Source organism: Thalassospira sp. HJ, from assembly GCF_000948415.1.
Classification (GTDB): Bacteria; Pseudomonadota; Alphaproteobacteria; order Rhodospirillales; family Thalassospiraceae; genus Thalassospira.
The window spans coordinates 115,785-134,830 of the sequence record NZ_JYII01000019.1 but is presented as its reverse complement, the minus strand read 5'-3'; the positions used below and the strand labels follow the sequence as shown (position 1 = coordinate 134,830).

25 protein-coding genes are annotated in these 19,046 nt (G+C 56.3%); 17 read left to right on the top strand and 8 right to left on the bottom strand.

Annotated features, from left to right (window positions below; genetic code table 11):
* Positions 1–24: 24 nt before the first annotated feature.
* The 14 genes from UF64_RS14930 to UF64_RS14870 all read left to right on the top strand — a co-directional run bounded on the left by UF64_RS14930 (position 25) and on the right by UF64_RS14870 (position 10,648).
* Positions 25–1,404, top strand: coding sequence for a hypothetical protein (locus tag UF64_RS14930; RefSeq protein ID WP_235285085.1), 1,380 nt, complete (start codon positions 25–27; stop codon positions 1,402–1,404).
* On the top strand, positions 1,364–1,954 hold the full coding sequence (locus UF64_RS20955; RefSeq protein WP_235285084.1) for a hypothetical protein: 591 nt from the start codon (positions 1,364–1,366) through the stop codon (positions 1,952–1,954). Before UF64_RS14930 ends, UF64_RS20955 begins: the two co-directional genes overlap by 41 nt.
* Positions 1,954–2,400 (top strand): hypothetical protein, encoded by a 447-nt coding sequence (locus UF64_RS14925; RefSeq protein WP_044829406.1) that lies wholly within the window; start codon positions 1,954–1,956, stop codon positions 2,398–2,400. The genes UF64_RS20955 and UF64_RS14925 overlap by 1 nt, the downstream gene beginning before the upstream one ends.
* 21 nt (positions 2,401–2,421) lie before the next feature.
* On the top strand, positions 2,422–3,825 hold the full coding sequence (locus tag UF64_RS14920) for a hypothetical protein (protein ID WP_044829405.1): 1,404 nt from the start codon (positions 2,422–2,424) through the stop codon (positions 3,823–3,825).
* Between the two features lie 44 nt (positions 3,826–3,869).
* Positions 3,870–4,976, top strand: a complete 1,107-nt coding sequence (locus tag UF64_RS14915) for a hypothetical protein (RefSeq protein ID WP_044829404.1) — start codon at positions 3,870–3,872, stop codon at positions 4,974–4,976.
* A gap of 9 nt (positions 4,977–4,985) precedes the next feature.
* Entirely contained in the window at positions 4,986–5,303 is a 318-nt protein-coding gene (locus UF64_RS14910; protein ID WP_044829403.1) for a hypothetical protein, read from the top strand.
* A gap of 130 nt (positions 5,304–5,433) precedes the next feature.
* A complete protein-coding gene (locus tag UF64_RS14905) occupies positions 5,434–5,697 on the top strand; it encodes a hypothetical protein (RefSeq protein ID WP_044829402.1) in 264 nt (87 codons plus the stop codon).
* Between the two features lie 105 nt (positions 5,698–5,802).
* The gene (terL, locus tag UF64_RS14900) at positions 5,803–7,290 is read left to right on the top strand and encodes a phage terminase large subunit (protein ID WP_044829401.1); all 1,488 of its coding nucleotides are present in this window, start codon (positions 5,803–5,805) and stop codon (positions 7,288–7,290) included.
* 306 nt (positions 7,291–7,596) lie between these two features.
* Positions 7,597–7,902 carry a hypothetical protein gene (locus UF64_RS14895; protein WP_044829400.1) on the top strand — a complete coding sequence of 102 codons (306 nt, stop codon included), beginning with the start codon at positions 7,597–7,599 and terminating at the stop codon, positions 7,900–7,902.
* 278 nt (positions 7,903–8,180) lie between these two features.
* On the top strand, positions 8,181–8,504 hold the full coding sequence (locus tag UF64_RS14890) for a hypothetical protein (protein ID WP_044829399.1): 324 nt from the start codon (positions 8,181–8,183) through the stop codon (positions 8,502–8,504).
* Positions 8,501–8,962: a cell wall hydrolase gene (locus UF64_RS14885; RefSeq protein WP_044829398.1), complete on the top strand. Its 462-nt coding sequence runs from the start codon at positions 8,501–8,503 to the stop codon at positions 8,960–8,962. Before UF64_RS14890 ends, UF64_RS14885 begins: the two co-directional genes overlap by 4 nt.
* 10 nt (positions 8,963–8,972) lie before the next feature.
* Positions 8,973–9,461, top strand: a complete 489-nt coding sequence (locus UF64_RS14880) for a 3TM-type holin (protein ID WP_044829397.1) — start codon at positions 8,973–8,975, stop codon at positions 9,459–9,461.
* 134 nt (positions 9,462–9,595) lie between these two features.
* Positions 9,596–10,066, top strand: coding sequence for a helix-turn-helix domain-containing protein (locus UF64_RS14875; RefSeq protein ID WP_044829396.1), 471 nt, complete (start codon positions 9,596–9,598; stop codon positions 10,064–10,066).
* A 6-nt stretch (positions 10,067–10,072) separates the two neighbouring features.
* Positions 10,073–10,648 carry a PIN domain-containing protein gene (locus UF64_RS14870; RefSeq protein ID WP_044829395.1) on the top strand — a complete coding sequence of 192 codons (576 nt, stop codon included), beginning with the start codon at positions 10,073–10,075 and terminating at the stop codon, positions 10,646–10,648.
* A gap of 9 nt (positions 10,649–10,657) precedes the next feature.
* On the opposite strand, the gene UF64_RS14865 is transcribed toward UF64_RS14870, so the two are convergent.
* The 4 genes from UF64_RS14865 to UF64_RS14850 all read right to left on the bottom strand — a co-directional run bounded on the left by UF64_RS14865 (position 10,658) and on the right by UF64_RS14850 (position 13,725).
* Positions 10,658–11,098, bottom strand: a complete 441-nt coding sequence (locus UF64_RS14865; RefSeq protein ID WP_235285083.1) for a hypothetical protein — start codon at positions 11,096–11,098, stop codon at positions 10,658–10,660.
* Entirely contained in the window at positions 11,070–12,371 is a 1,302-nt protein-coding gene (locus UF64_RS14860; RefSeq protein WP_052657657.1) for a type II toxin-antitoxin system HipA family toxin, read from the bottom strand. Before UF64_RS14860 ends, UF64_RS14865 begins: the two co-directional genes overlap by 29 nt.
* The gene (locus UF64_RS14855) at positions 12,368–12,628 is read right to left on the bottom strand and encodes a helix-turn-helix domain-containing protein (RefSeq protein WP_152630702.1); all 261 of its coding nucleotides are present in this window, start codon (positions 12,626–12,628) and stop codon (positions 12,368–12,370) included. Before UF64_RS14855 ends, UF64_RS14860 begins: the two co-directional genes overlap by 4 nt.
* A gap of 176 nt (positions 12,629–12,804) precedes the next feature.
* On the bottom strand, positions 12,805–13,725 hold the full coding sequence (locus UF64_RS14850) for a PhzF family phenazine biosynthesis protein (protein WP_044829392.1): 921 nt from the start codon (positions 13,723–13,725) through the stop codon (positions 12,805–12,807).
* A 73-nt stretch (positions 13,726–13,798) separates the two neighbouring features.
* Here UF64_RS14850 and UF64_RS14845 point away from each other — a divergent pair, with 73 nt between their 5' ends.
* Together UF64_RS14845 and UF64_RS14835 are read left to right on the top strand one after the other, a co-directional pair.
* Entirely contained in the window at positions 13,799–14,743 is a 945-nt protein-coding gene (locus tag UF64_RS14845) for a LysR family transcriptional regulator (protein ID WP_152630701.1), read from the top strand.
* Between the two features lie 845 nt (positions 14,744–15,588).
* Positions 15,589–15,948, top strand: coding sequence for a DUF952 domain-containing protein (locus UF64_RS14835; protein ID WP_052657656.1), 360 nt, complete (start codon positions 15,589–15,591; stop codon positions 15,946–15,948).
* Between the two features lie 15 nt (positions 15,949–15,963).
* On the opposite strand, the gene UF64_RS14830 is transcribed toward UF64_RS14835, so the two are convergent.
* From UF64_RS14830 to UF64_RS14815, 4 genes are all read right to left on the bottom strand, one after another.
* Positions 15,964–16,287: a type II toxin-antitoxin system RelE/ParE family toxin gene (locus tag UF64_RS14830; protein ID WP_044829390.1), complete on the bottom strand. Its 324-nt coding sequence runs from the start codon at positions 16,285–16,287 to the stop codon at positions 15,964–15,966.
* A gap of 6 nt (positions 16,288–16,293) precedes the next feature.
* Entirely contained in the window at positions 16,294–16,572 is a 279-nt protein-coding gene (locus UF64_RS14825) for a type II toxin-antitoxin system Phd/YefM family antitoxin (RefSeq protein ID WP_044829389.1), read from the bottom strand.
* Between the two features lie 409 nt (positions 16,573–16,981).
* Complete coding sequence (locus tag UF64_RS20575; protein WP_161794626.1) at positions 16,982–17,149, bottom strand: hypothetical protein; 168 nt, start codon at positions 17,147–17,149, stop codon at positions 16,982–16,984.
* Positions 17,150–17,296: 147 nt separating this feature from the next.
* Positions 17,297–18,409, bottom strand: a complete 1,113-nt coding sequence (locus UF64_RS14815) for an NADH:flavin oxidoreductase (RefSeq protein WP_044829387.1) — start codon at positions 18,407–18,409, stop codon at positions 17,297–17,299.
* A gap of 161 nt (positions 18,410–18,570) precedes the next feature.
* Between UF64_RS14815 and UF64_RS14810 the strand changes: the two genes are divergently transcribed.
* Positions 18,571–18,948, top strand: coding sequence for a helix-turn-helix domain-containing protein (locus tag UF64_RS14810; protein ID WP_044829568.1), 378 nt, complete (start codon positions 18,571–18,573; stop codon positions 18,946–18,948).
* Positions 18,949–19,046: the final 98 nt, after the last annotated feature.

Below are 19,046 nucleotides of genomic sequence, written 5' to 3'. Positions count from 1 at the left end.
CCATAATTCAACGAGGGAGCCGCCATGGCACGCCGTGTTCTGGAGAAAAACACCTTTTCGACCGGCGAACTGGCGCCCGAGCTTTGGGGGCGATCGGATCTGAGTGCTTATGCCAATGGGGCGGCGCGCCTGCGTAATGTGTTCATCGAGCCGTCTGGCGGGGTGCGTCGCCGTCCCGGTATTCGATTGATTGATGAATTGCCCGGGCGGGCGCGTCTGATCCAGTTCGAGTTCAATACCGAGCAGACCTATTTGCTGGCCTTTGGCGACAAGCATGCGCGCGTGTTTGAGGATGGGGTCGAGACGGTCTGGTTTGAAACCACGTTCGGGGCCGAGCAGCTTGATCTTCTGAACTGGACACAAAGTGCCGATACGCTTCTGGTCGTGCACCCCGATGCACCGCCGGTGCGGATGACGCGGACAAGCGATGGCAGCTGGCAAACAACCCTTTGGGCCTGGCGCAAAACCAATCTTCGGACCCGGCAGCCTTATTACAAATTTGCCGAACCCGCCGCGACCCTGACGCCATCAGGTGCCAGCGGCACGGTCCAGATTAGTGCGAATGTCGATTTGTTTGTGGCGGGGCATGTTCGCACCCTGTGGCGGATACAGGGGATAGAGGGTGAAATCACTGCGGTTGCTGATGCCCGCACTGCGACCATCGCACTCAAGCAATCCTTGCCCAATACCAACGCGACAGTCGATTTTGTCGAGCAGGCCTTCTCGGATGTGCGTGGTTGGCCGCGCAGCGTGACCTTCCATCAGGACCGGTTGATCATTGGTGGATCGCGCGATCTGCCCAACCGTTTGTGGATGTCGAAATCGGGCGATCTGTTTAATTTCGAGCTTGGCGAAGGCCTTGATGACGAGGCGATTGAATTTGCCCTGCTGGCCGATCAGGTCAACGCCATCACCGGCATTTTCGCCGGTCGACATTTGCAGGTCTTTACCAGCGGCTCGGAATGGATGGTGACGGGCGATCCGCTGACGCCGGCCAATGTGCAGGTTACACGCCAGACCCGGATTGGCAGCCAAAGTGATCGCACCGTGCCGCTGGTCAATGTTGATGGCGCGACGCTTTTTGCCGGGCGGAGCGGACGCGAAATTCGTGAGTTCCTGTTTACCGATGTCGAGCAGGCCTATGGATCAGCCGATCTGGCCTTGCTGTCACGCCACCTGATCAATCATCCGATTGATCAGACCTTTGATCCTGATCGGCGTTTGTTGCATGTGGTGATGAAGGATGGATCGCTCGCAACCCTGACCCTGTATCGCAGTGAAGCCATCACTGCCTGGTCGGCGCAATCGGTTGCGGGCTGTGCCTTCAGGTCGATTTCGGTATCGGGGGGGGGATGTTTATGTCGTGCTGGAACGCGACGGGCGCTATTTCCTCGGCGTATTTGACCTGGCATGCGGCTTTGATCTTTATCGCCACCAAGCGGTGGCGGAGGGCGAGCCGCCGCGCCGTCATTGGGGTAATCTTGAGGCGCTTGATGGGCTTGAAGTCAGCGTCTGGGGCGATGGCGTTCTTGCCAATGATATCCCGGTCGCCGGGGGCACGATTACGGTGCCCGATCACATTGGGGCGGTCTCCGAGATCGAAGTCGGATTGCCCTTTACCCATGAAATTTATGCCCTGCCGCCCGCCGCATCGGATGGCAGTCGCCCGCATGGCGGCAATGCCGTGCGGCTGGTTTCGGTCACCTTGCGTTTGCAGGAAACCGGGCAGCTGCGCGTTGATACCGGTCGGGGATTGCGCGATGTGGCGCTTCCGGTATCTGCACTGCCTGATGAAAAGGATGCGCTTTATAGCGGGGATATCACGCTGCGCGCGCTTGGCTGGCGGCGAGGCAGTGGCGGGACGGTTAAAAGCGGATTGTGGCGCATCGCCGGGGCATTGCCCCGGCCTTTTTTATTGCTGGGTGCAGCCAGTGAAATGGGGGTGAATGACTGATGGGTGGATTTACATCAATCGTGCCGATGGCGGCATCGGTGCTGCAAACCGGACAACGGATCAGCGCCAATCAAAGCAACGCCCAAGCCCGCATCAATCAAGGCGAAGCGGCACGGCAGGCCGAACTGGCAGAGCTTGAAGCACGCCAACGCGAAGATGCCGCCAAACGCGAAGAGGATCTTCGGCGTCGTCAGGCAACCGCACGCGCCCGGCAAGGGGCATCGGGCCTGATGGCCGGTGGATCGGGATCAGCGAGTGCGGTGCTGGCGGGGTTTGAAAAGGCCGCCCGGCAGGATGCGGATATGGACGCCGATGCCGCCAACCGCAAACGCGCGCGCATCAATCAACAGGCGGCCTGGCGCGAAAAGTCACTTTTACGATCGGTCGAAGACGACACAGTTGCACGGCTGAATGCCTGGTTTTCAAAGCGTGATGGGTGGGGTTGAGGTTTATATGGGGAAGAAGCTATGGGTGCCGTTTTTGCCAATCAGATCCGGGCTGCCATCGCCTTCGTTGGCGACGGCGTGCGCGAGACGTTTCCATTTGATTTTGATGTGTTTGACGCTGGCGATGTGCGGGTTGTCATTGATGGCAGTGAAACCGAGACCGGGTTTCACATTGCCCTAACGCCCGCTGATCAGGGTGGCGGAGGTGTGGTGCGGTTTGAAACCCCGCCGGTACATGGCAGCACCATCACCCTTGCCCGGCAGCTGCATTTGCGTCGGCTGAGTGCCTTTGACGCCATGTCGATCCCGCGCGGGGATGCGCTGGAGCGTGATCTTGATTTCATGACGGCCGCCCTTGGTGATGTGGATCGCGCCCTTTCCGGCACGCTGCGCTTTGGGCCGGATCAGGATGCACCGGCATCGGCGGAATTGCCGGGGGTTGAGCCCGGTCGGGCGCTGATCTGGAACAGTGATGGCAGCGGGCTTTCCAATGGTCCAACCGGCGATGAAATCGCGCAGGCGGCCACCAAGGCAAGTCAGGCACAGGATGCTGCCAACCGGGCCGAGGCCGCCGAAAGCCGGTCTGAAACCGCAGCTGCGTCGTTTGAACGATCCAACGCATCGGCGATGCTCAATCTTGATTTTCGCAGTGGCGATCTGCTGGCGTGGGAGGATGAGCGCCGCATGCCGGTGATTGATGCGCCGGTCAGCCGGATCATGGATATCCGCGAAACCGGATCGCTGGTTCGGTTATCAAGCGGGGCGCAATTGACCCTGCCGGTGGCATCGCTTGCGCGCAATGGCGTGCGCTACCGCGTTTTTAACGGTGATGGCACGATGGTTGATATCACGACCGCATCTGGCAATGTTATTCGCCCGACAAATGGCGGGGCGGAGGTGACGGTTTATCCGCTTCCGACACGCGGTGACATGGTCGATCTGATCTGTGATGGCACGCGCTGGTTTGCCGCCCCGATCCATGAAAGCGGCCCGGTGATCAAGCTTTCGCGGGTGGCGAGCCAATCCATCCCGGCGGGTGGGGCGTTTCTGATCGAATGGGATCAGGTGATTGAGGATAGCCACGGTCTTTATGACAGCGGTGTGCATGGCGTGACGGGGCTTCCGCCCGGCTTTTATCATGTTGATATCGCCGTGCGTTTTCCCATTACCGACCAGTCGGTTTCTACGACATTGTCGCTCGAACGCTTTGATGGCACCGATTGGTCCAGCCATTTGCAAAGCAACGACATCACGGCAATCGGCAGCGGGGCGTCGCACAGTTTGCGGCTGAATGGCATTGCGCGGATCGGTATGACGCCTGGCACCGGATTGCGCCTGCGCCTTTGGCATAGCGATAGCCAAACGCGCGAAATCGGCGACCATGATCTTTTGACCTGGTGTCACATCCATCGCATTGGCGGCTAGCGCGCCACCATCAACCAACAGCCAATTAAACGGAGATGCATCCAATGGGATTGCGTTATCAGCCGCTTGCGGCCGGCATGAGTGTCGCGCGCGCCAGCACCAAGCTTGTGCGTGGCCCAAACGGCCTGCTTGAAACCCGCGCGATGGATCAACCGGCTTATGATCATGACGGTCTTGGCCGGCGTCTGGGCCTTCTGATCGAGGGGGCGACGACCAACTTGCTGCGTTATTCAACCGCCTTTGACAATGCGCTTTGGGAAAAGAATAGCGGGGTTGTGGTAGGGCCCAGCGCCGTTGCTGCCCCGGATGGCAGCCTTAGCGCGATGCAGCTTGACCTGCCCGGCAGTGCCGCCGGTGCAGACGGGCTTTGTCAGAATGTCGGCGGGCTTGTTGCCAGTGAAATCTATAGCTTTGCCGTCTGGATGCGCGCGGTATCGGGCACGGCCGATATCACGCTGGGCGGCATTGACGGGCCGTCCGCGCATGGCTTTGCTTTGGATGAAACCTGGCAGCGGGTGTGGATTGCGGAACCGGCATCCGGCACCACGCGCTATCCGAAAATCAGCACGGCGATCAGCGCCCTTCCGGCCTCCATCCTGATCTGGAATGCGCAGCTTGAAGCGGGACCTGCACCGACCAGCGATATCATCAGCAACGGCATCCCGGCGGCGCGGGCGTGCGATGATGTGCGCATCGATCCCGGCGACTGGTTTGTGCAAGGGCGGGGCACATTGGTGTTTGATCTGCATACCGCGCGCGATTGGCAGGGGATCTGGCGGATCGTGCAGCTTTATTCCTTAAGCCTTAATGATGATCACCTTGATCTTGGCTATGACAGCGATGCTGATCAGCTGCGCATTTCGCTCCGCGCCGGTGGCGTGCCGCTGGTCACCCAGTCGCTTTATGGCCAGCTTGCCAAGGATACCCGCCATCGCATTGCGTTGGCGTGGGATGATGATGTGATTTCGGTGGGGCTGGATGGCGTGGTGCTGTCATCCCCCGATGGCTTTGCCATGCCGCGCAATTTTTCCAAGATCGTGCTGGGCGCGTTTGGTGGTGCGGAAAAGGCGATGAACGGGCACTTGCGCAATCTTTCTTATTGGCCGGAAAAGCTTTCCAATGCGCGGTTGTCAGAGCTTTCGACAGTCTGAGGATGGGCGATGCGTGAGACGGAAAACACCGATCCAATCGCGAGTTTGCGGGCGGAACTACTGCGTGATTTGCCCGGTGATATCAAGCGCGTGCGCAATGCCTATCGCCGGGCGGCACAACAGGCCGCCCTTCTGCGTGAAGCGAAGGATTTCAACACCCATCAGGCGGCCTGCAAGGCCGCACTCGGGCATCTTGATGGGTTGATCAAGTTGCTGCGTTGGGCGTCTGAGGATCAGGGGATGGGGGAAGACGACGGCGCGGACGATGGAATGAACACCAGCGATTTGATCGCCAAAGCGAAGGAGGCGCTTGAAGGTGCCAACTGAGGGAAGGGATTGGCGTAAAGCATTGTGATCTTTGTGTGATGGTATCACATCCGTGATTGTAGAGACGTCCTTGAAAGCTGCCGGCATAGGTCGCGCAGCGATAAATGCCTAACTTTAGAAAGGACAGATCATGAAGAATGCGATGATTGTTTTTGCCAGTCTGATGTTTCTGGCAAGCCCTGCATTTGCCAATGGTGGTGACGACGAGTCGACCAGTTCGAGCTCGGAAGACAGCCTGATTGAAGAGGTGCAGGGCGCGACCCAAAAGCAGAAATGCTGGTCACGTAAAGATTGCGAAGGCAAAGTCCTTAGCAATCGTGATGCCCATAACTGCAAGGTCAAGTCCAAGGGCAAGTCCTGGGAAAGCAAATTTGGGGTTTGTTCAAACCTCTAAGAAGCAATTCTCACCGTGATGTGAATGGTATTCGGCGGCATGTGTCGCCGGATGCCTTTTTTGAATTCAAGATAAAGTAATCTGATCATTTCGAGGATCGAGCAAATGGCAAGCTTCGCCGAATTCGTCTGGATCTGGGATCAGATGTTGGGGCTTGGTCTGCCTGCGCATCATCGCAAGATGGCCGATTGGCTGGAGGAGTGCTGGGAGAGCGGTAAGCGCGAGATGCTTTTGATGGCGTTTCGCAATTCCGGCAAATCAACGCTGGTCGGGTTGTTTTGTGCCTGGTTGCTGTATCGCGATGCGAACTTGCGCATTCTGGTGCTGGCTGCTGATCTGGATCTGGCGAAAAAGATGGTGCGCAACGTCAAGCGTGTGGTTGAGCGTCATCCATTGATGGCCGCCCTTTTGCCCGAAAAGCTGATTGATTGGGGGAGCGAGCGGTTTACGGTAGCGCGGACAGCGGTGTTGCGCGATCCGTCGATGCAGGCAGTCGGGATTGGCGGCAATATTACCGGGTCGCGGGCCGATATCGTCATTTGCGATGATGTCGAGGTGCCCAAAAACAGCGATACCGCCCACAAGCGATCCGAGCTGCGCGAAAAGCTTTCCGAGATTGCCTATGTGTTGGGCCCGAGCGGTGCGCAGCTTTATGTCGGAACGCCGCACAGCTATTACTCGATCTACGCCAAGGAGGCGCGGTCCGAGGTCGGCGAGGCCGCGCCGTTTCTGGCCGGTTTTTCACGCTTTGAGCTGCCCATCGTCAATAAGGACGGGACATCAAGCTGGCCGGAGCGGTTTGATATTGCGGCGATTGATGCGATGCGCGCCCGAACGCCGGAGCGCAAGTTTCAAAGTCAGATGATGCTTGAAATGATGGCCCCGGTGGCAGGCATCCTCGATCCCGCCAAACTGCGGTTCTATGACGGCGCGGCCGAGATCACGCACGGCAATGGCCGCATGACGCTTCGCATTGGCGGGCGGACCATGGTGGCGAGTGCCTGTCATTTTGATCCGAGTTTCGGGTCAATGCGCGGTGACGGGGCCGTGGTGGCATGTGTTTATATTTGCGATCAGGGCGAATACTGGCTGCAGGATATGGCCTGGTTGCGGGCATCTGATCCGGCGACAAGCGGCGATATGCCCTGGCGCGATGAGGCCAGCCAGCTTTGTGCGCAGGTCGCAGACTTCATGGCGCGCCATCATTTACCATCGGTCCGGGTCGAGACCAATGGCATTGGCCGGTTCCTGCCCAATATTTTGCGCCGGGAATTGAAATCAATCGGATGGGCGGCCAGCGTCGTAGAACATTATGAAAGTACGCACAAAGCCACCCGGATCGAGGATGCCTTTGGCGCGGTGATGGGGGCGGGGCTGTTGCATGTGCATGACGGCGTTCGTCAAACACCGTTCGTGGGCCAGATGCGCGATTGGCATCCCGATGGCAATGGCCCGGATGACGGGCTTGATGCGGTGGCGGGATGTATATTGAATGATCCGGTGCGCCTGCCACGGGTCGATATGCCGATCAAACGCGCCGACTGGCGGGGTAAAAGCGGGATTTTCCGGGCCGAGAGCCACTTCAACCCGTGAGAAAGGTTCTTCAATCCGTGAGGGAAGAAAAAACTTTCCCACAATGCCAAATGGTTAGCGGCGGCCTTTATCACATTTGTGAAATGTTCATGGAAAATTCAGCTTTGAACCCTACGTTTATTATATGAAAGAATAGTAAGGAATTTTTCTTCCTATACCAAAGTGAGTATTTAAGCCAGATAAGCAGAGGTCCCGGCGCACAGATGCCGGACCGGGAAACGGCCAAAGATCATTTGTTGATCCATTTCGCAGTACAGGAAAACAAGACGTCCATGTGGGCGCACCTGACTGTCAGGAGGCCTGACCATGTTGAAAACACTGAGCTTGATTGCTGTGGTGGCAGGTGCCGTTGCAGTTACCATTCCCCAAGCCTCGGCATCCCCGGTCTGCGGGGATCGATCCAAGGTGATCGATAGCCTGAGCGCGAAATATTCCGAAGAACCGGTCGCGGTGGGTGTCACGTCCAATGGTGGCGTGATCGAGGTGCTCAAAGCGCCCGATGGCCAGACCTGGACCATCCTGTTTACCTATCCGTCCGGCCCAAGCTGCCTTGTCGCCTCTGGCGAGGCCTGGCAGGACCTGGAAGAAAAGCTGAAGGGCCCGGCAGCGTAGATTTGATGCCGTTCGCCTCCTGAATGTTTTGACCGCCTCTCCAGCCCGCGGGGTGTTGCCCCGGGTGGAGGCGCGGTCGACCTGACCCGCAAGCCGTTGGTTTGCGGGTTTTTCTTTGTCTGTGATGCGTCTGAGCAAAACAAGTCTGTTTTTTCGTCCTGAATGGATCCCCGCCTTCGCGGGGATGACGAAAGCCGTGGCGTAAATCCGTCGTTCCCACGCAGGCGGGAACCCATGGCTGATTTTCCTGTTCTGACTTTTTCCAAATCGAGGCCCCCATGACCCTGCCTGTGACCCAGACGGTTGATGTGATCTGGTGGATCACGGCTGTTGAAATCCCTGCTGTTGCGAGCCTGTTCTGGCTGCATTGGCGCATGCGATCCGAGCTGCTGGGTCGCGTTGAACAGCTGCGCACCCGCGAGGAAACGGACGCCAGCGATCTGCGCGATGCCTTGGCGGCGTTCAAGCTCGACGTCGCGCGCAACTATGTCTCCATCCCCTATCTCAAGGATGTCGAAAAACGCCTGACCGGCCATTTGCTCCGGATCGAGGCAAAGCTCGACATGCCCGCAATCCCCGGCAAAAAGGATCTGAGCCTATGACCGAAACCCAAACCCTGACGGCACAGCCACTCACCAACCCCGATGCCCTGTCCGAGGTCGAAGTGCTTGCCCGAACCCTTTATGGCGAGGCGCGCGGTGAAGAACTCGCCGGGATCGAGGCGGTGGCAGCCGTCATCCTCAACCGCGTGGCGTTTGCCAAACAACGTGGGCGTTATTGGTGGGGCAATGACGTCAAATCGGTGTGCCTCAAACCGGCGCAGTTTTCCTGCTGGAACGCAGCAGACCCCAACCGCAAGAAGCTGCTCGCCCTCAGCCCGCGCGACCCGGCCTATCGGCTATGCAAACGCATCGCCAAGCGCGCAGTTGCGGGGGAGCTTCCCGATCCGACCGATGGTGCCACCCACTATCACACTTATGCGGTCGATCCATTCTGGGCACGCGGCCATGTGCCGGTGGCAGAAATTGGAAACCACTTATTTTACAAAAACATAGGGTAGGGAGGCTCACATGATCCCGGCATTGCTCGCCCAGATCGGCCTGCCGTTTTTGATGAAAGCGGTGGGTGCGGGGCTTGATCATATCGACAACCCGATCGCCAAAACGGCGGCCGAGGGCCTCAAACAGGTCGAAAAAGCGGTCACCAAAGGCGACGTCACGCCCGAACAACTTATTGCCGCCAACCGCCACACCGAACGCATGGCCGAAATCGAACTGGCCCGCGATACCGAGACGCTGAAATCCGTCAACCGCACCATCCGCGCCGAAGTCGCAAGCGAAGACGCGTTCGTGCGGCGCTGGCGCCCCAGCTTCGGCTACGCCGTGGCACTCACCTGGATCATGACCATGGGCGCCATCGCCTATGCCATCATCTTAACGCCACTCCAGGCCCCGGCGATTATCGCGGCCCTGGTCAATACCAGCCCGATCTGGGGCATTGCGTTGGGGGTTTTGGGGGTGAGCGTTGTGAAGCGGAGTGCGGATAAGAAACTACCGTGATTTCGAATATTTCGTTTGTTTCGAATATTTCGTTTGTTTCGAATATTGCGTTTGTTGCAGGGGTGGCATATGATGTAGTCGCATCTGAGGGCGGTTGAGCCCGACGATGCGGGAAAAGGGAATGGAGATAAGAGATGTCGGCAATTCGCAAAGACGATTTTGGCGGTAGATTGCCAACGAAAATTGAAAGCGCGACAGCAGATCAACTCCGCCAGATCATTGCTTCGCAGACACAAGAAGGTGAAGATACCAAGCTGACAGTTATGCCCGGTGATGGTAAGCCCGAAACGATTACCTTGAGCCCGGCGCTGACGGAAAGCCTGATGGCTTTGCTGCGTCTAGTTTCCAGCCGTCAGGGATTTCAGATGGTGCCGCTTTCGGCAGATTTGACCACGCAGCAGGCGGCAGATCTGCTGAATGTGTCTCGACCCTATCTGATCAAACTGCTTGAAGCCGGCGATATCAAATTTACTACTGTCGGTCGGCATCGCCGGATTAAGGCCGAGGATTTGTTTGCTTACAAGGCCGCCCGTGATGCAGAACGTCGCGAAGCCTTGTCCGAACTGGCAAAAATGGACGCAGAGCTTCTTTTGAAAGGATATTGAGCGCAGATGACTTATCGGGCAGACCATTTTACAGCTCTTGTTGATGCCTGTGTTCTGGCCGATGTGTTCAAGCGCAATTTGTTGCTTCATCTAGCCGAGGCGGAACTTTTCCGCCCGCGCTGGAGTCCGCAAATATTGGATGAGACCGAGCGGGCGATAAAGAAAATTACCAAAGGCGAAGCAAATGGAGCAAAGCAACGTGCGGCAATTGAAAGAGCTTTTCGCGATGCTTGCGTAACAGGGCATGAGCCTCATATCCCAGCACTAACGTTGCCGGATGCGGGTGATCGGCATGTGTTGGCCGCGGCGATTCATACCAACGCGCAGGTTCTTGTGACGGACAATTTGAAAGATTTTCCGCCGGAAGAATTAGTGAAGTTCGGCATTGAGCTTAAATCGCCGGATGAATTTATTGCTGATACGATCACGCTGCATGAGCAAACAGCTTTCAGTGCGTTAAAGTGCATGAGAACCGGCTACCAGAACCCGGCTCTTTCGACGAGTAAGATCATTCAGTTTGCTGAGAGCCGTGGGTTGCTGAAGACTGCGTTGTTGCTCAAGGAATATGAGCAATACTGGTGATTTCGAGTATCACGATATCTTTGATTTCATGTATTGCTGATGGTTTATAAACGCAGCAATGTCCTCTTCCGAATATCCTAGTAACGCTCCCATCCGTGCGGAATCAACGTCGTGATCTGCTACCGTTCCGGCGCATAGATTGCGACACATAACCAACGCTTCCTCGATCCGCCATTCTTCGCCGGGCAGGGCATAAAACAGGTAACGCATTGGGTAAGGGGCTTTGCGGATGATCTCTTCAACCCGAATGATTCGACCTGATTTGACGTGCGGGGCGAAATCGGTTTCGGGGAAATAGTCGCTGACGTGGACCGCGTCCGAGAACATCGCCATCGGCTTTGTTCCGGCCAGCATCAGTTCCAGTTCGCGGTCATTGTGCGGGCCGATGCCCGGTGGGAGTTCGAAATCATCATCCATGGGATCACCCCAGTTTTCTGATCCAAGCTTCACATCGGTTCGATACGTCGTCAACGATCAGATCAAGCCTTGGGCTATCGGCGTCCGTGTCACGCAATTCATTGCGTAGCGGGATGATGGTTTCCTGCACTTTCTTTGCCATGGTGAGCAACGCCTTGCGAAGCGCGGTGGGGGAGCTACCGATCATGCGGGCCTGGGTTTCCCAGTGGGACCAGTCCAGTTCGGTCGGGTCAAAACATCCGCCAATCGATTGCGCCAGGCGGGCGCGCTGGCTTTTGAAGCAATCGCGAAAAGCAGCGCCGTTATTGACATCGTAAAGCGGGCTGATTGCCGTCTGAACCGATTGCAGGCGTTGCCGATAGATCAGGGAATAGTTCTTGGCGTGGGCATCCGGGTTGCCGATCAGGAAGTTGAAAATCACAAAGCCAAGCAGCTTGGGGATGTCGCGGGCCGGGATGGTGGATGCCTGTTTGGTGAGCGCAAACATCGTGGCAAGGTCCGGTCCGCCCTGCCGTTCATATTTGACATCCGGGTTTACGCCAAGCGCCTGACAGAAATCTTCCTGATGCAGGCGGGTGACGCGGACGCCGGTTGATGTTTTTGCGTAGGCCCGGTCAAATCGGGTGACGAACAGGACCGGGCGGTTACTGAAAATCCTGATTTTGGTGTGCGCGGCATCAAGGCCGATCTTGCGCGCAAGTTTCATGCAGAAATGCTCTGTCCGGGTTGAGTCGGGCAGGCGTTCAATATCAATCTTGAGGATGTGCGTGCTGGGATAGCCGCCAATCGGCAGGGAGATTTCCTGTGTGGTGGGATCGATATAAACCGCGGCCTTGTCATTCACCCCGGCCAGCGACAGCACAACTTCGTCTTCGTCGACAAAAAGCGGTCTTTGCGGCAGTTCGGCAATGCGTTTGGCGAGGTCGTTTTGTGAAATCGATGCAGTATGCGCGCCGGATAGTTCGGGCTGTTCGGCCTGATCCGGGCGGATCAGCATCAAGGCCCCGGCGCAATCGCGCCCGATATGCTCAAGGATGCCAAATTCGTCCGTTGGGGCAACGTCAAAAAGTGCTGCGATCTGGCGGCGGACATCTTTCTTGTCCGGCAAAAGCCCGTCAAAGAATGGCTCAATTGCTTGATGGTCAAACGGGCCGGATCGCAGCGGGATGCTTTGCGAAATCGGATAGGTGGCCGGGCTTGAAAGCCAATCCGGGTCATAGTCAAACGACATGTAGCCGCGTGCATCGGATTGCAAAACGCCAACCCGATCGTGACCATTGGCGAGGACCAGAAGGGTTTTGCTCATACCCCGTCTCCGTCCGTTTGGGTGGGGGCGGGGGCAATCGAGATATCGGGCCAATCCAGCATCACCTGACCGCCAAGTGCACGGGTGATCTCAAGGATATTGGCAAAGCTTGGATTGTCGGCCTTGCCGGTTTCAAGCTGGCTGAGGAACTTGATGCTTAGCCCCGTGGCAAGTGCCAGATCGGTCTGCGACAAGCCGAGTGCCTTGCGGGTTTTGCGGATTTCCGAGCCAAGCTGATCCATGCGAGCGATGTGCACAGTATCCTCCAAATTTACCTGTGAGTAAATTTAGGTGGTTTTGCTACAAATGTAAAGTCATGTTTACCTATGAGTAAAGTTTTGCGATTTTGTGCTGAGTTTGGCTTGTGTTTTACTTGCAGGTAAAGCTATGGCGCTTCTACGAGCTTGCAGAAGCGCCAAGGAGGGGCGGGTACTTACAGCGCAATCTCAAGGTTTTTCATCACCTTGCCCTGACCGCCGGCGAGAAGGCCGGTGATGCGGTCGTTTTTGAGGTCCAGTGTGACCTTGATCTGGCTGGGGGATGGTTCGGTCATGAACTCGCCCTGGGCGATCAGGAAGGTGTCCTTTTTCATGTCCACCAGGTCATGGAGCACGCAGGCCAGCGGGCCGGCGGCCATGCCGGTGGCGGCTTCCTCGGCAATGCCGTAGCGCGGGGCGAACATGCGGGTGGTGGCGTCAATGCCTGCGTCGTCAGCGCCACCGGTTTCGGTGGTGAAGATGTAATAGCCGATCAGATCCAGCTTCTCGCTAATCGTGTTGATGGCGTCCTGATCGGGCGTGATGTTGGCGAGCGTCTTCTGATCTTTCACCGCGATGACGATGAAGTTATTGCCGGTGTTGACCAGAACCGGGCGGGCGCGGTCATCGAGATCATCCGAGGTGATCGCAAGCGATTTCAGGACATCACAGAGCGTGACACCGTGATCCGTCCAGCTGCTGGCCGGGGTGTAGGTGGGGGCGAGTTGCTCCATATAGGCCATGCCGTGATCAAGGATGATCTTGCGCGGGCCATCGACGGTTTCCTTGGAGGTCTCGCCATCGCCAAAGCGTGCCAGTTCGGCGAGGTAGGAGAAGGTCGCGATGGTCGCGTGGCCGCAATGGGCGATGCGTTTGGTTGGCGTAAAAAAATCAAGCTTGATGCCGCAGGTCGCGGATTTCGAGACAAAGGCGGTTTCCGACAGGCCGACTTTCTGTGCGATCGTAAGCTTTTGCGCGTCGCTATATTGGTCGGCATCCAGAACGACCCCGGCCGGGTTGCCGCCTGTTCCGTTTTTGACAAAGGCATTGACGATCTGGACCGGGACGGTGTGGGTTTTTTCTTGAGATGTACTCATGACTCTATTCCTGCTAAAATCTGAATTGAAGCTGTTTTAATCGTTTTTTCAGAGATCCTGGACTCATATATAGATGAAGAAACCTCATGAAATTTCTCGCGAGTATCTGATTGCACGGGCGAGCCACCTGGCACCGGTACTTGCCGCGATTGCCAGTGAAAACAGTTTCAGCAAGGCGGCCGAAAAGCTTGGTGTGCATCAATCCGCCGTCAGTCACCGGATTACGCAGCTTGAAGAGGCGCTTGGCTTTGCGCTGTTTGAACGCACCACGCGCCAGATCACGCCGACCGAATATGGTCGGGTGCTGTGCGCGGCGGCCATTGAGTCCGTGGCTGTCTGGGATCAGGCGTTTGACCGGCTGGAGAAATTCAGAACGAGCGGAACGGTGCGGCTGTCGGTGGCATCGGCCCTTGCGATGAAATGGGTGCTGCCCAATCTGGCAAGCGCGCAACAGGCCGGGCTTGAGATTGCATTGGATGTCAATGACCGGCCGGTGGATTTCAGCAAGGGCACGATTGATGCCGCCATCCGCTTTGGCGCCGGGCCGTATCCGGGGCTGCATTCCAGCTTGCTTAAAAAGGCTGCGATCATTCCGGTGGCGAGCCCCGGTTATTGTGCCGGGGATCGTGCGTTTGACGATGTTGTTGGAACGCGCGATGTCACCTTGCTCAAGGATGCAGTGGGCGAGCGCGATGGCACGGATTTCAGTTGGGGCTATTACGCCGGGCAGGCCGGGGTGGAGATCATAGAGGATGCCAACGCACTCGCCTTTGATCGCGCCGATCTGGTGTTGCAGGCCGCGATCAATGGCATGGGCATCGGGCTTGGGCGGACGCTTCTGATCGAGGGCGATATCGCGCAGGGGTTCCTCAAACCCATCGGCAAGGCAGTACCGATGAAATCGGCCTATTGGCTGGTCTGTAGCCCGGAATTTGCCAAGACGGAGCGCCATGGGGCACTTCTGGGGTGGTTGAAGCGTCAGATCGCGTTGATTAAAGGTCAGACGAAGATTTTCTGACAGGATTGGTTGGGGTGTGATGAAGAGGAGGAGATGAGTCTCCTCCTCTTCATACAGAATCACTTCTTCTCTACTACTGTGGTTTTAGGGTGCTTTTTTGCATACCCTTTTGTCACATAGCGTCCGGTTACAGCGCTTCTTGCTTTGCCGGATGAAGAAGTAGTCTTCGAGCTCGACTTCTTAGCCATGGTTATATCCTTTCAAGGCTAAAGAGCGATCTGCCTTGAACCACTGCGTCGTAGTTGATACTTTCTACGTCTTCACAAAATGCAACCTCGAGGCAGAACTGACTTGAGGAGCAATATATTGGCGGTCTCTGCTCCAACAGAGATCGCCTTTTTTATTGCTTGGTTCAGTAAAAATGCTAACCGACTCGTGATGTTAGGTCAAAGTTTTTTGAGTCGCGTAACGCTTTGATATTAAAGCGTTTAAAAAAGTTATGTTCCTGAATTGTTTTCATTGTCGAGAGAGATGTAGAATGGATGCCCTGACTCTTCCGAATCACGCTGGCTCTGTGAAATCAACGCTTGAGTTGGCTATGGATCACGTTCTGGAGACTAAAGCGTTATGCATAGTGTCAAGACTTAGCACGGGAGAGCAGATGATTTGCATTGCAAGTGACGGGCCAGATGATCTAGCAGGTCTAATCAGTGATCTGGAGATAGCAAAATGCAGGTTGATTGCTGAGTTGCAAGACAGCGCCACTGTAATCTTAGCAGGAAAAGAGATTTAACGAGTTGGTCTATATCTTACCAAGAGGGAGCGCCATGGGACGCTTCTCGGCTGGCTCAAGGCTCAAATGAAATAGGCTTGCCGTTTTGCGCACGGCTGCCTAAATTCCGGCCATGACAAATATAACAGATAAAACAATCTACCGCGTTCTTGGCGCGGATGAGTGGGCGGAAGCGATCAGCGTCGGACAATATGACGGTGCGCCGCACGATATTGCCGATGGCTTTATCCATTTCTCGACCCAGGAAACGTTGGCAGCCACCCTTGCCCTGCATTATGCCGGGCGGGATCATTTGAAGTTGCTGCATGTTCCGGTCGCCCCGATCGAGGGGAAGATCAAATGGGAACCGGCCCGTGGCGGCACGCTGTTCCCGCATCTTTATGATGCGCTGGCGGTCGAACACGTTACGCGCGTTGATGACATCCGCCTTGACCCCGACGGGGTTCATATCCTGCCGGAAGATTTGCGTTAAGATCCGGTATTGCGATCAATTGTCCGTATCGGACGGGCGCCAGTAATCCTGTCGCCCGTGTCGGACATGCAGGATCGAGACCTGCTGATCGTTGACGGAATAGAAAATCCGCCAAGGTGTGCTGCGCCCGTATAGAAGCTGGCGGATATCGACATCGAATTCCCTGCTTTCCGGTGCAATCGGATTTTTGAGCGGCAGGGTTTCAAGCGCCATGATGGCATCCCGCAGACCATCCCGCCAGGAATTGGCATAAGCAGGATTTTCCATGCGCAACCATTCAAAGGCATCGCGGATGTCTTGGGCCGCTTTGGGTGCAAGGATAACCCGACAATGCTTCATGCCCGGCTATGCGGCCGGATCAGAAAGCGTGTCAAAGAAGGCTTTGGCATCTTCACCTTCGCCCTGATCAATCTGAGTCAGTCCTTTGCGGATACCTGCAACGCTATCGGCATATTCAAGCCGGTTTTGCATTTCCTGCCATGCGCCAGCATCCATGACCACAAGGCTTGCCTTGCCATTGACTGTCAGAAAAGCCGGTTTTCCCGTTTCCTTGAGCCGTTTGGTGAATTGTGCCGTTTCACGTTTGAATTCGGTGAGCGGGCGAATGTCCTTGGTGATATCCATCGTCGCACCTTTAAAACATCTTTTATGATGCGAATTTAGCACGTTTTTGATGTGAAGGCGATAGGGGTGCTGGTTTTTACAGTCCGCGCGGTTTCCACAGATATAACCGTCCGCCGCCTTTCTTGGTGCCGGTATCGATCACGCCCGGCAGCTTTCCGGCGCGCACGGCATTAGGCTCAGGACCTACTAATTTGGTCTGAATGGTTCACCGGATTTGTGCGGATACACGGAGCAAAGCTGCAGGAAGATATGCATCTTTCAAGGCTTTGCGACAAAGTAGCCCGTGCAAATCCGGTGAATCCAAAGGACAGACGTAATATTTGCAAACTCCAGCGTCAAAACCCTTGTCCGGGATACCAACCCGCCCGGCGGACTTTTCCTTGGATTTCACAAATATAACGTCTGCCATTCAAATCAAATTAGTAGGTCCTGAGCCTGGGAACGCGTGGCCGAGTTTGACCTTGTCGCCGATATAAAGCCCGTCCCAGTCATCCCAAAAGATTTCATGGAAATGAAACAGGCCGGGGTCTTTCGCGGCCAGGGTTGCTTTGAGTTTATCGATATCAAGCTGTGTCATCTGGCTATTGGATCATGATGGCAGGTTGCGTGCATTTTTCTGGCGCAAGTTTCCTGAAAATCGCGATCAAAATTCAAACAGCCCGCCGGGGAAAGAGGCGGGCTGTTTTTGCGTGGCACAACAGGGGGGGGGATGGTGCAGGCGGACCTACACCAGTTCTGCCAACGCAGAGGCGTTGAAATCTTCAAGCTGATCAAAGGCACCCTTTGCGACCTTATTGGGCCACTGGGCATCGGTGATCAGCGCACGGCCAACCGCGATCAGATCAAATTCGTTCTTTTCCATGCGCGCGATGAGGTCATCGAGGCTGGATTTCTCGGAGGCTTCGCCGGAAAACGCGCCGATGAAGTCCGAGGACAGGCCGACAGAACCGACCGAAATCGTTGCGGCCCCGGTCAGTTTTTTCGCCCAACCGGCAAAGTTCAGGCCCTTTTCGCCGTCAATCTCGGGGAATTCCGGTTCCCAGAAACGGCGTTGCGAGGCGTGGATGATATCAACCCCGGCCTCGACCAGCGGGGCCAGCCAATCGGTCATTTCATCCGGGGTGGTCGCAAGGCGGGCGGTGAAGTCCTGCTGCTTCCATTGGCTGACACGCAGGATGATCGGGAAGTCCGGACCGACGGCCGCGCGCATGGCGCTCACCACTTCGTGCGCAAAGGTCGCGCGTTCCTTGATGGTCTTGCCGCCAAAGCGATCGGTGCGCAGGTTGGTGCCCGACCAGAAGAACTGATCGATCAGATAGCCATGCGCGCCATGAATTTCAAAGGTATCAAAACCGGCATTCTTGGCATCCAGGGCGGCCTTGGCGAAGGCTGCGATGGTGTCCGCAATATCTGCATCACTCATGGTGTTGCCGCGCGGTTCATTGGGCGCCAGAAGGCCTGACGGGCTTTCAACCGGACTGTCGGGTTCCCAGTCGGTAAAGGCGCGAGTGGACCCGGTATGCCAGATCTGCGGACCCATTTTACCACCTTCACCATGGACGGCATCGGCAACGGCCTTCCAGCCGGCCATTGCCTTGTCGCCATGGAAGAACGGAATGCCCGGATCATTGCGGGACGCCGGGCGCTCGACCACGGTGCCCTCGGACAGGATCAGGCCAACGCCGCCTTCGGCGCGCTTGCGGTAATATTCGGCATTGATCGGACCCGGAATGCCGTTTTCGGCCTTGGAGCGGGTCATCGGGGCCATCACGATGCGGTTGGGCAGTTCGAGTGTCTTCAGCTTGAAAGGCTGAAACAGAATATCTGTTTTCGTCATCACGGAATGCTCCGGTTTATGAAAGTCTATGATGGCAACTAGATATATGTTATATACTTGGTGTCAATCAGGCACCTTGAGGTAACCAGGTATACTCGAGGAAACCGCACATCTGCGGTTGATGCACCTGATCGGAGCCAAGGCGATTGGAAGGCCAGCCGATGAAAGAATGTTCGATCGAGAAATTTCACGCCCAATGCCCGTCGCGCGAGCTGTTTGATCAAATCGCCGATAAATGGTCGATGATGATCCTGGCGGTGCTGGCCGACGGGCCGCTTCGTTTTAATGCGATCAAGCGCGGGCTTGAGGGCATCACGCAAAAGGCCCTGACCCAGACGCTGCGCAAGCTTGAGCGCAACGGCATTGTCGCGCGCAATGTGATTGCGACATCGCCTGTGGCCGTCGAATATGAAATCACCCCGCTGGGGCGTAGCCTGATCGAGCCGTTCAAGGCGCTTTACTATTGGACGCGCGAAAAAATGCCCGAAGTAGAAGCGGCCCGCGAAGCGTTTGACAAGCGCATGCAAGAAAGTGCCTGAGCCGCGTAGCGTTCAGATATAACCATCATTCCAGTTTGATTTTTCACCGCTGTTGAGGCGGTTCTGTTCGGCAATGCGTGAAAACTGTTGCGTGGTTC

Coding starts and splice junctions, on each gene's coding strand:
- UF64_RS14885 (WP_044829398.1), top strand. CDS start 8,501: ATGACCGAAACCCAAACCCTGACGGCACAGCCACTCACCAACCCCGAT.
- UF64_RS14895 (WP_044829400.1), top strand. CDS start 7,597: ATGTTGAAAACACTGAGCTTGATTGCTGTGGTGGCAGGTGCCGTTGCA.
- terL (WP_044829401.1), top strand. CDS start 5,803: ATGGCAAGCTTCGCCGAATTCGTCTGGATCTGGGATCAGATGTTGGGG.
- UF64_RS14890 (WP_044829399.1), top strand. CDS start 8,181: ATGACCCTGCCTGTGACCCAGACGGTTGATGTGATCTGGTGGATCACG.
- UF64_RS14910 (WP_044829403.1), top strand. CDS start 4,986: ATGCGTGAGACGGAAAACACCGATCCAATCGCGAGTTTGCGGGCGGAA.
- UF64_RS14870 (WP_044829395.1), top strand. CDS start 10,073: ATGACTTATCGGGCAGACCATTTTACAGCTCTTGTTGATGCCTGTGTT.
- UF64_RS20575 (WP_161794626.1), bottom strand. CDS start 17,149: ATGACACAGCTTGATATCGATAAACTCAAAGCAACCCTGGCCGCGAAA.
- UF64_RS14845 (WP_152630701.1), top strand. CDS start 13,799: ATGAAGAAACCTCATGAAATTTCTCGCGAGTATCTGATTGCACGGGCG.
- UF64_RS14825 (WP_044829389.1), bottom strand. CDS start 16,572: ATGGATATCACCAAGGACATTCGCCCGCTCACCGAATTCAAACGTGAA.
- UF64_RS14860 (WP_052657657.1), bottom strand. CDS start 12,371: ATGAGCAAAACCCTTCTGGTCCTCGCCAATGGTCACGATCGGGTTGGC.
- UF64_RS14920 (WP_044829405.1), top strand. CDS start 2,422: ATGGGTGCCGTTTTTGCCAATCAGATCCGGGCTGCCATCGCCTTCGTT.
- UF64_RS14915 (WP_044829404.1), top strand. CDS start 3,870: ATGGGATTGCGTTATCAGCCGCTTGCGGCCGGCATGAGTGTCGCGCGC.
- UF64_RS14810 (WP_044829568.1), top strand. CDS start 18,571: ATGAAAGAATGTTCGATCGAGAAATTTCACGCCCAATGCCCGTCGCGC.
- UF64_RS14875 (WP_044829396.1), top strand. CDS start 9,596: ATGTCGGCAATTCGCAAAGACGATTTTGGCGGTAGATTGCCAACGAAA.
- UF64_RS14880 (WP_044829397.1), top strand. CDS start 8,973: ATGATCCCGGCATTGCTCGCCCAGATCGGCCTGCCGTTTTTGATGAAA.
- UF64_RS14850 (WP_044829392.1), bottom strand. CDS start 13,725: ATGAGTACATCTCAAGAAAAAACCCACACCGTCCCGGTCCAGATCGTC.
- UF64_RS14925 (WP_044829406.1), top strand. CDS start 1,954: ATGGGTGGATTTACATCAATCGTGCCGATGGCGGCATCGGTGCTGCAA.
- UF64_RS14835 (WP_052657656.1), top strand. CDS start 15,589: ATGACAAATATAACAGATAAAACAATCTACCGCGTTCTTGGCGCGGAT.
- UF64_RS14830 (WP_044829390.1), bottom strand. CDS start 16,287: ATGAAGCATTGTCGGGTTATCCTTGCACCCAAAGCGGCCCAAGACATC.
- UF64_RS14905 (WP_044829402.1), top strand. CDS start 5,434: ATGAAGAATGCGATGATTGTTTTTGCCAGTCTGATGTTTCTGGCAAGC.
- UF64_RS14930 (WP_235285085.1), top strand. CDS start 25: ATGGCACGCCGTGTTCTGGAGAAAAACACCTTTTCGACCGGCGAACTG.
- UF64_RS14815 (WP_044829387.1), bottom strand. CDS start 18,409: ATGACGAAAACAGATATTCTGTTTCAGCCTTTCAAGCTGAAGACACTC.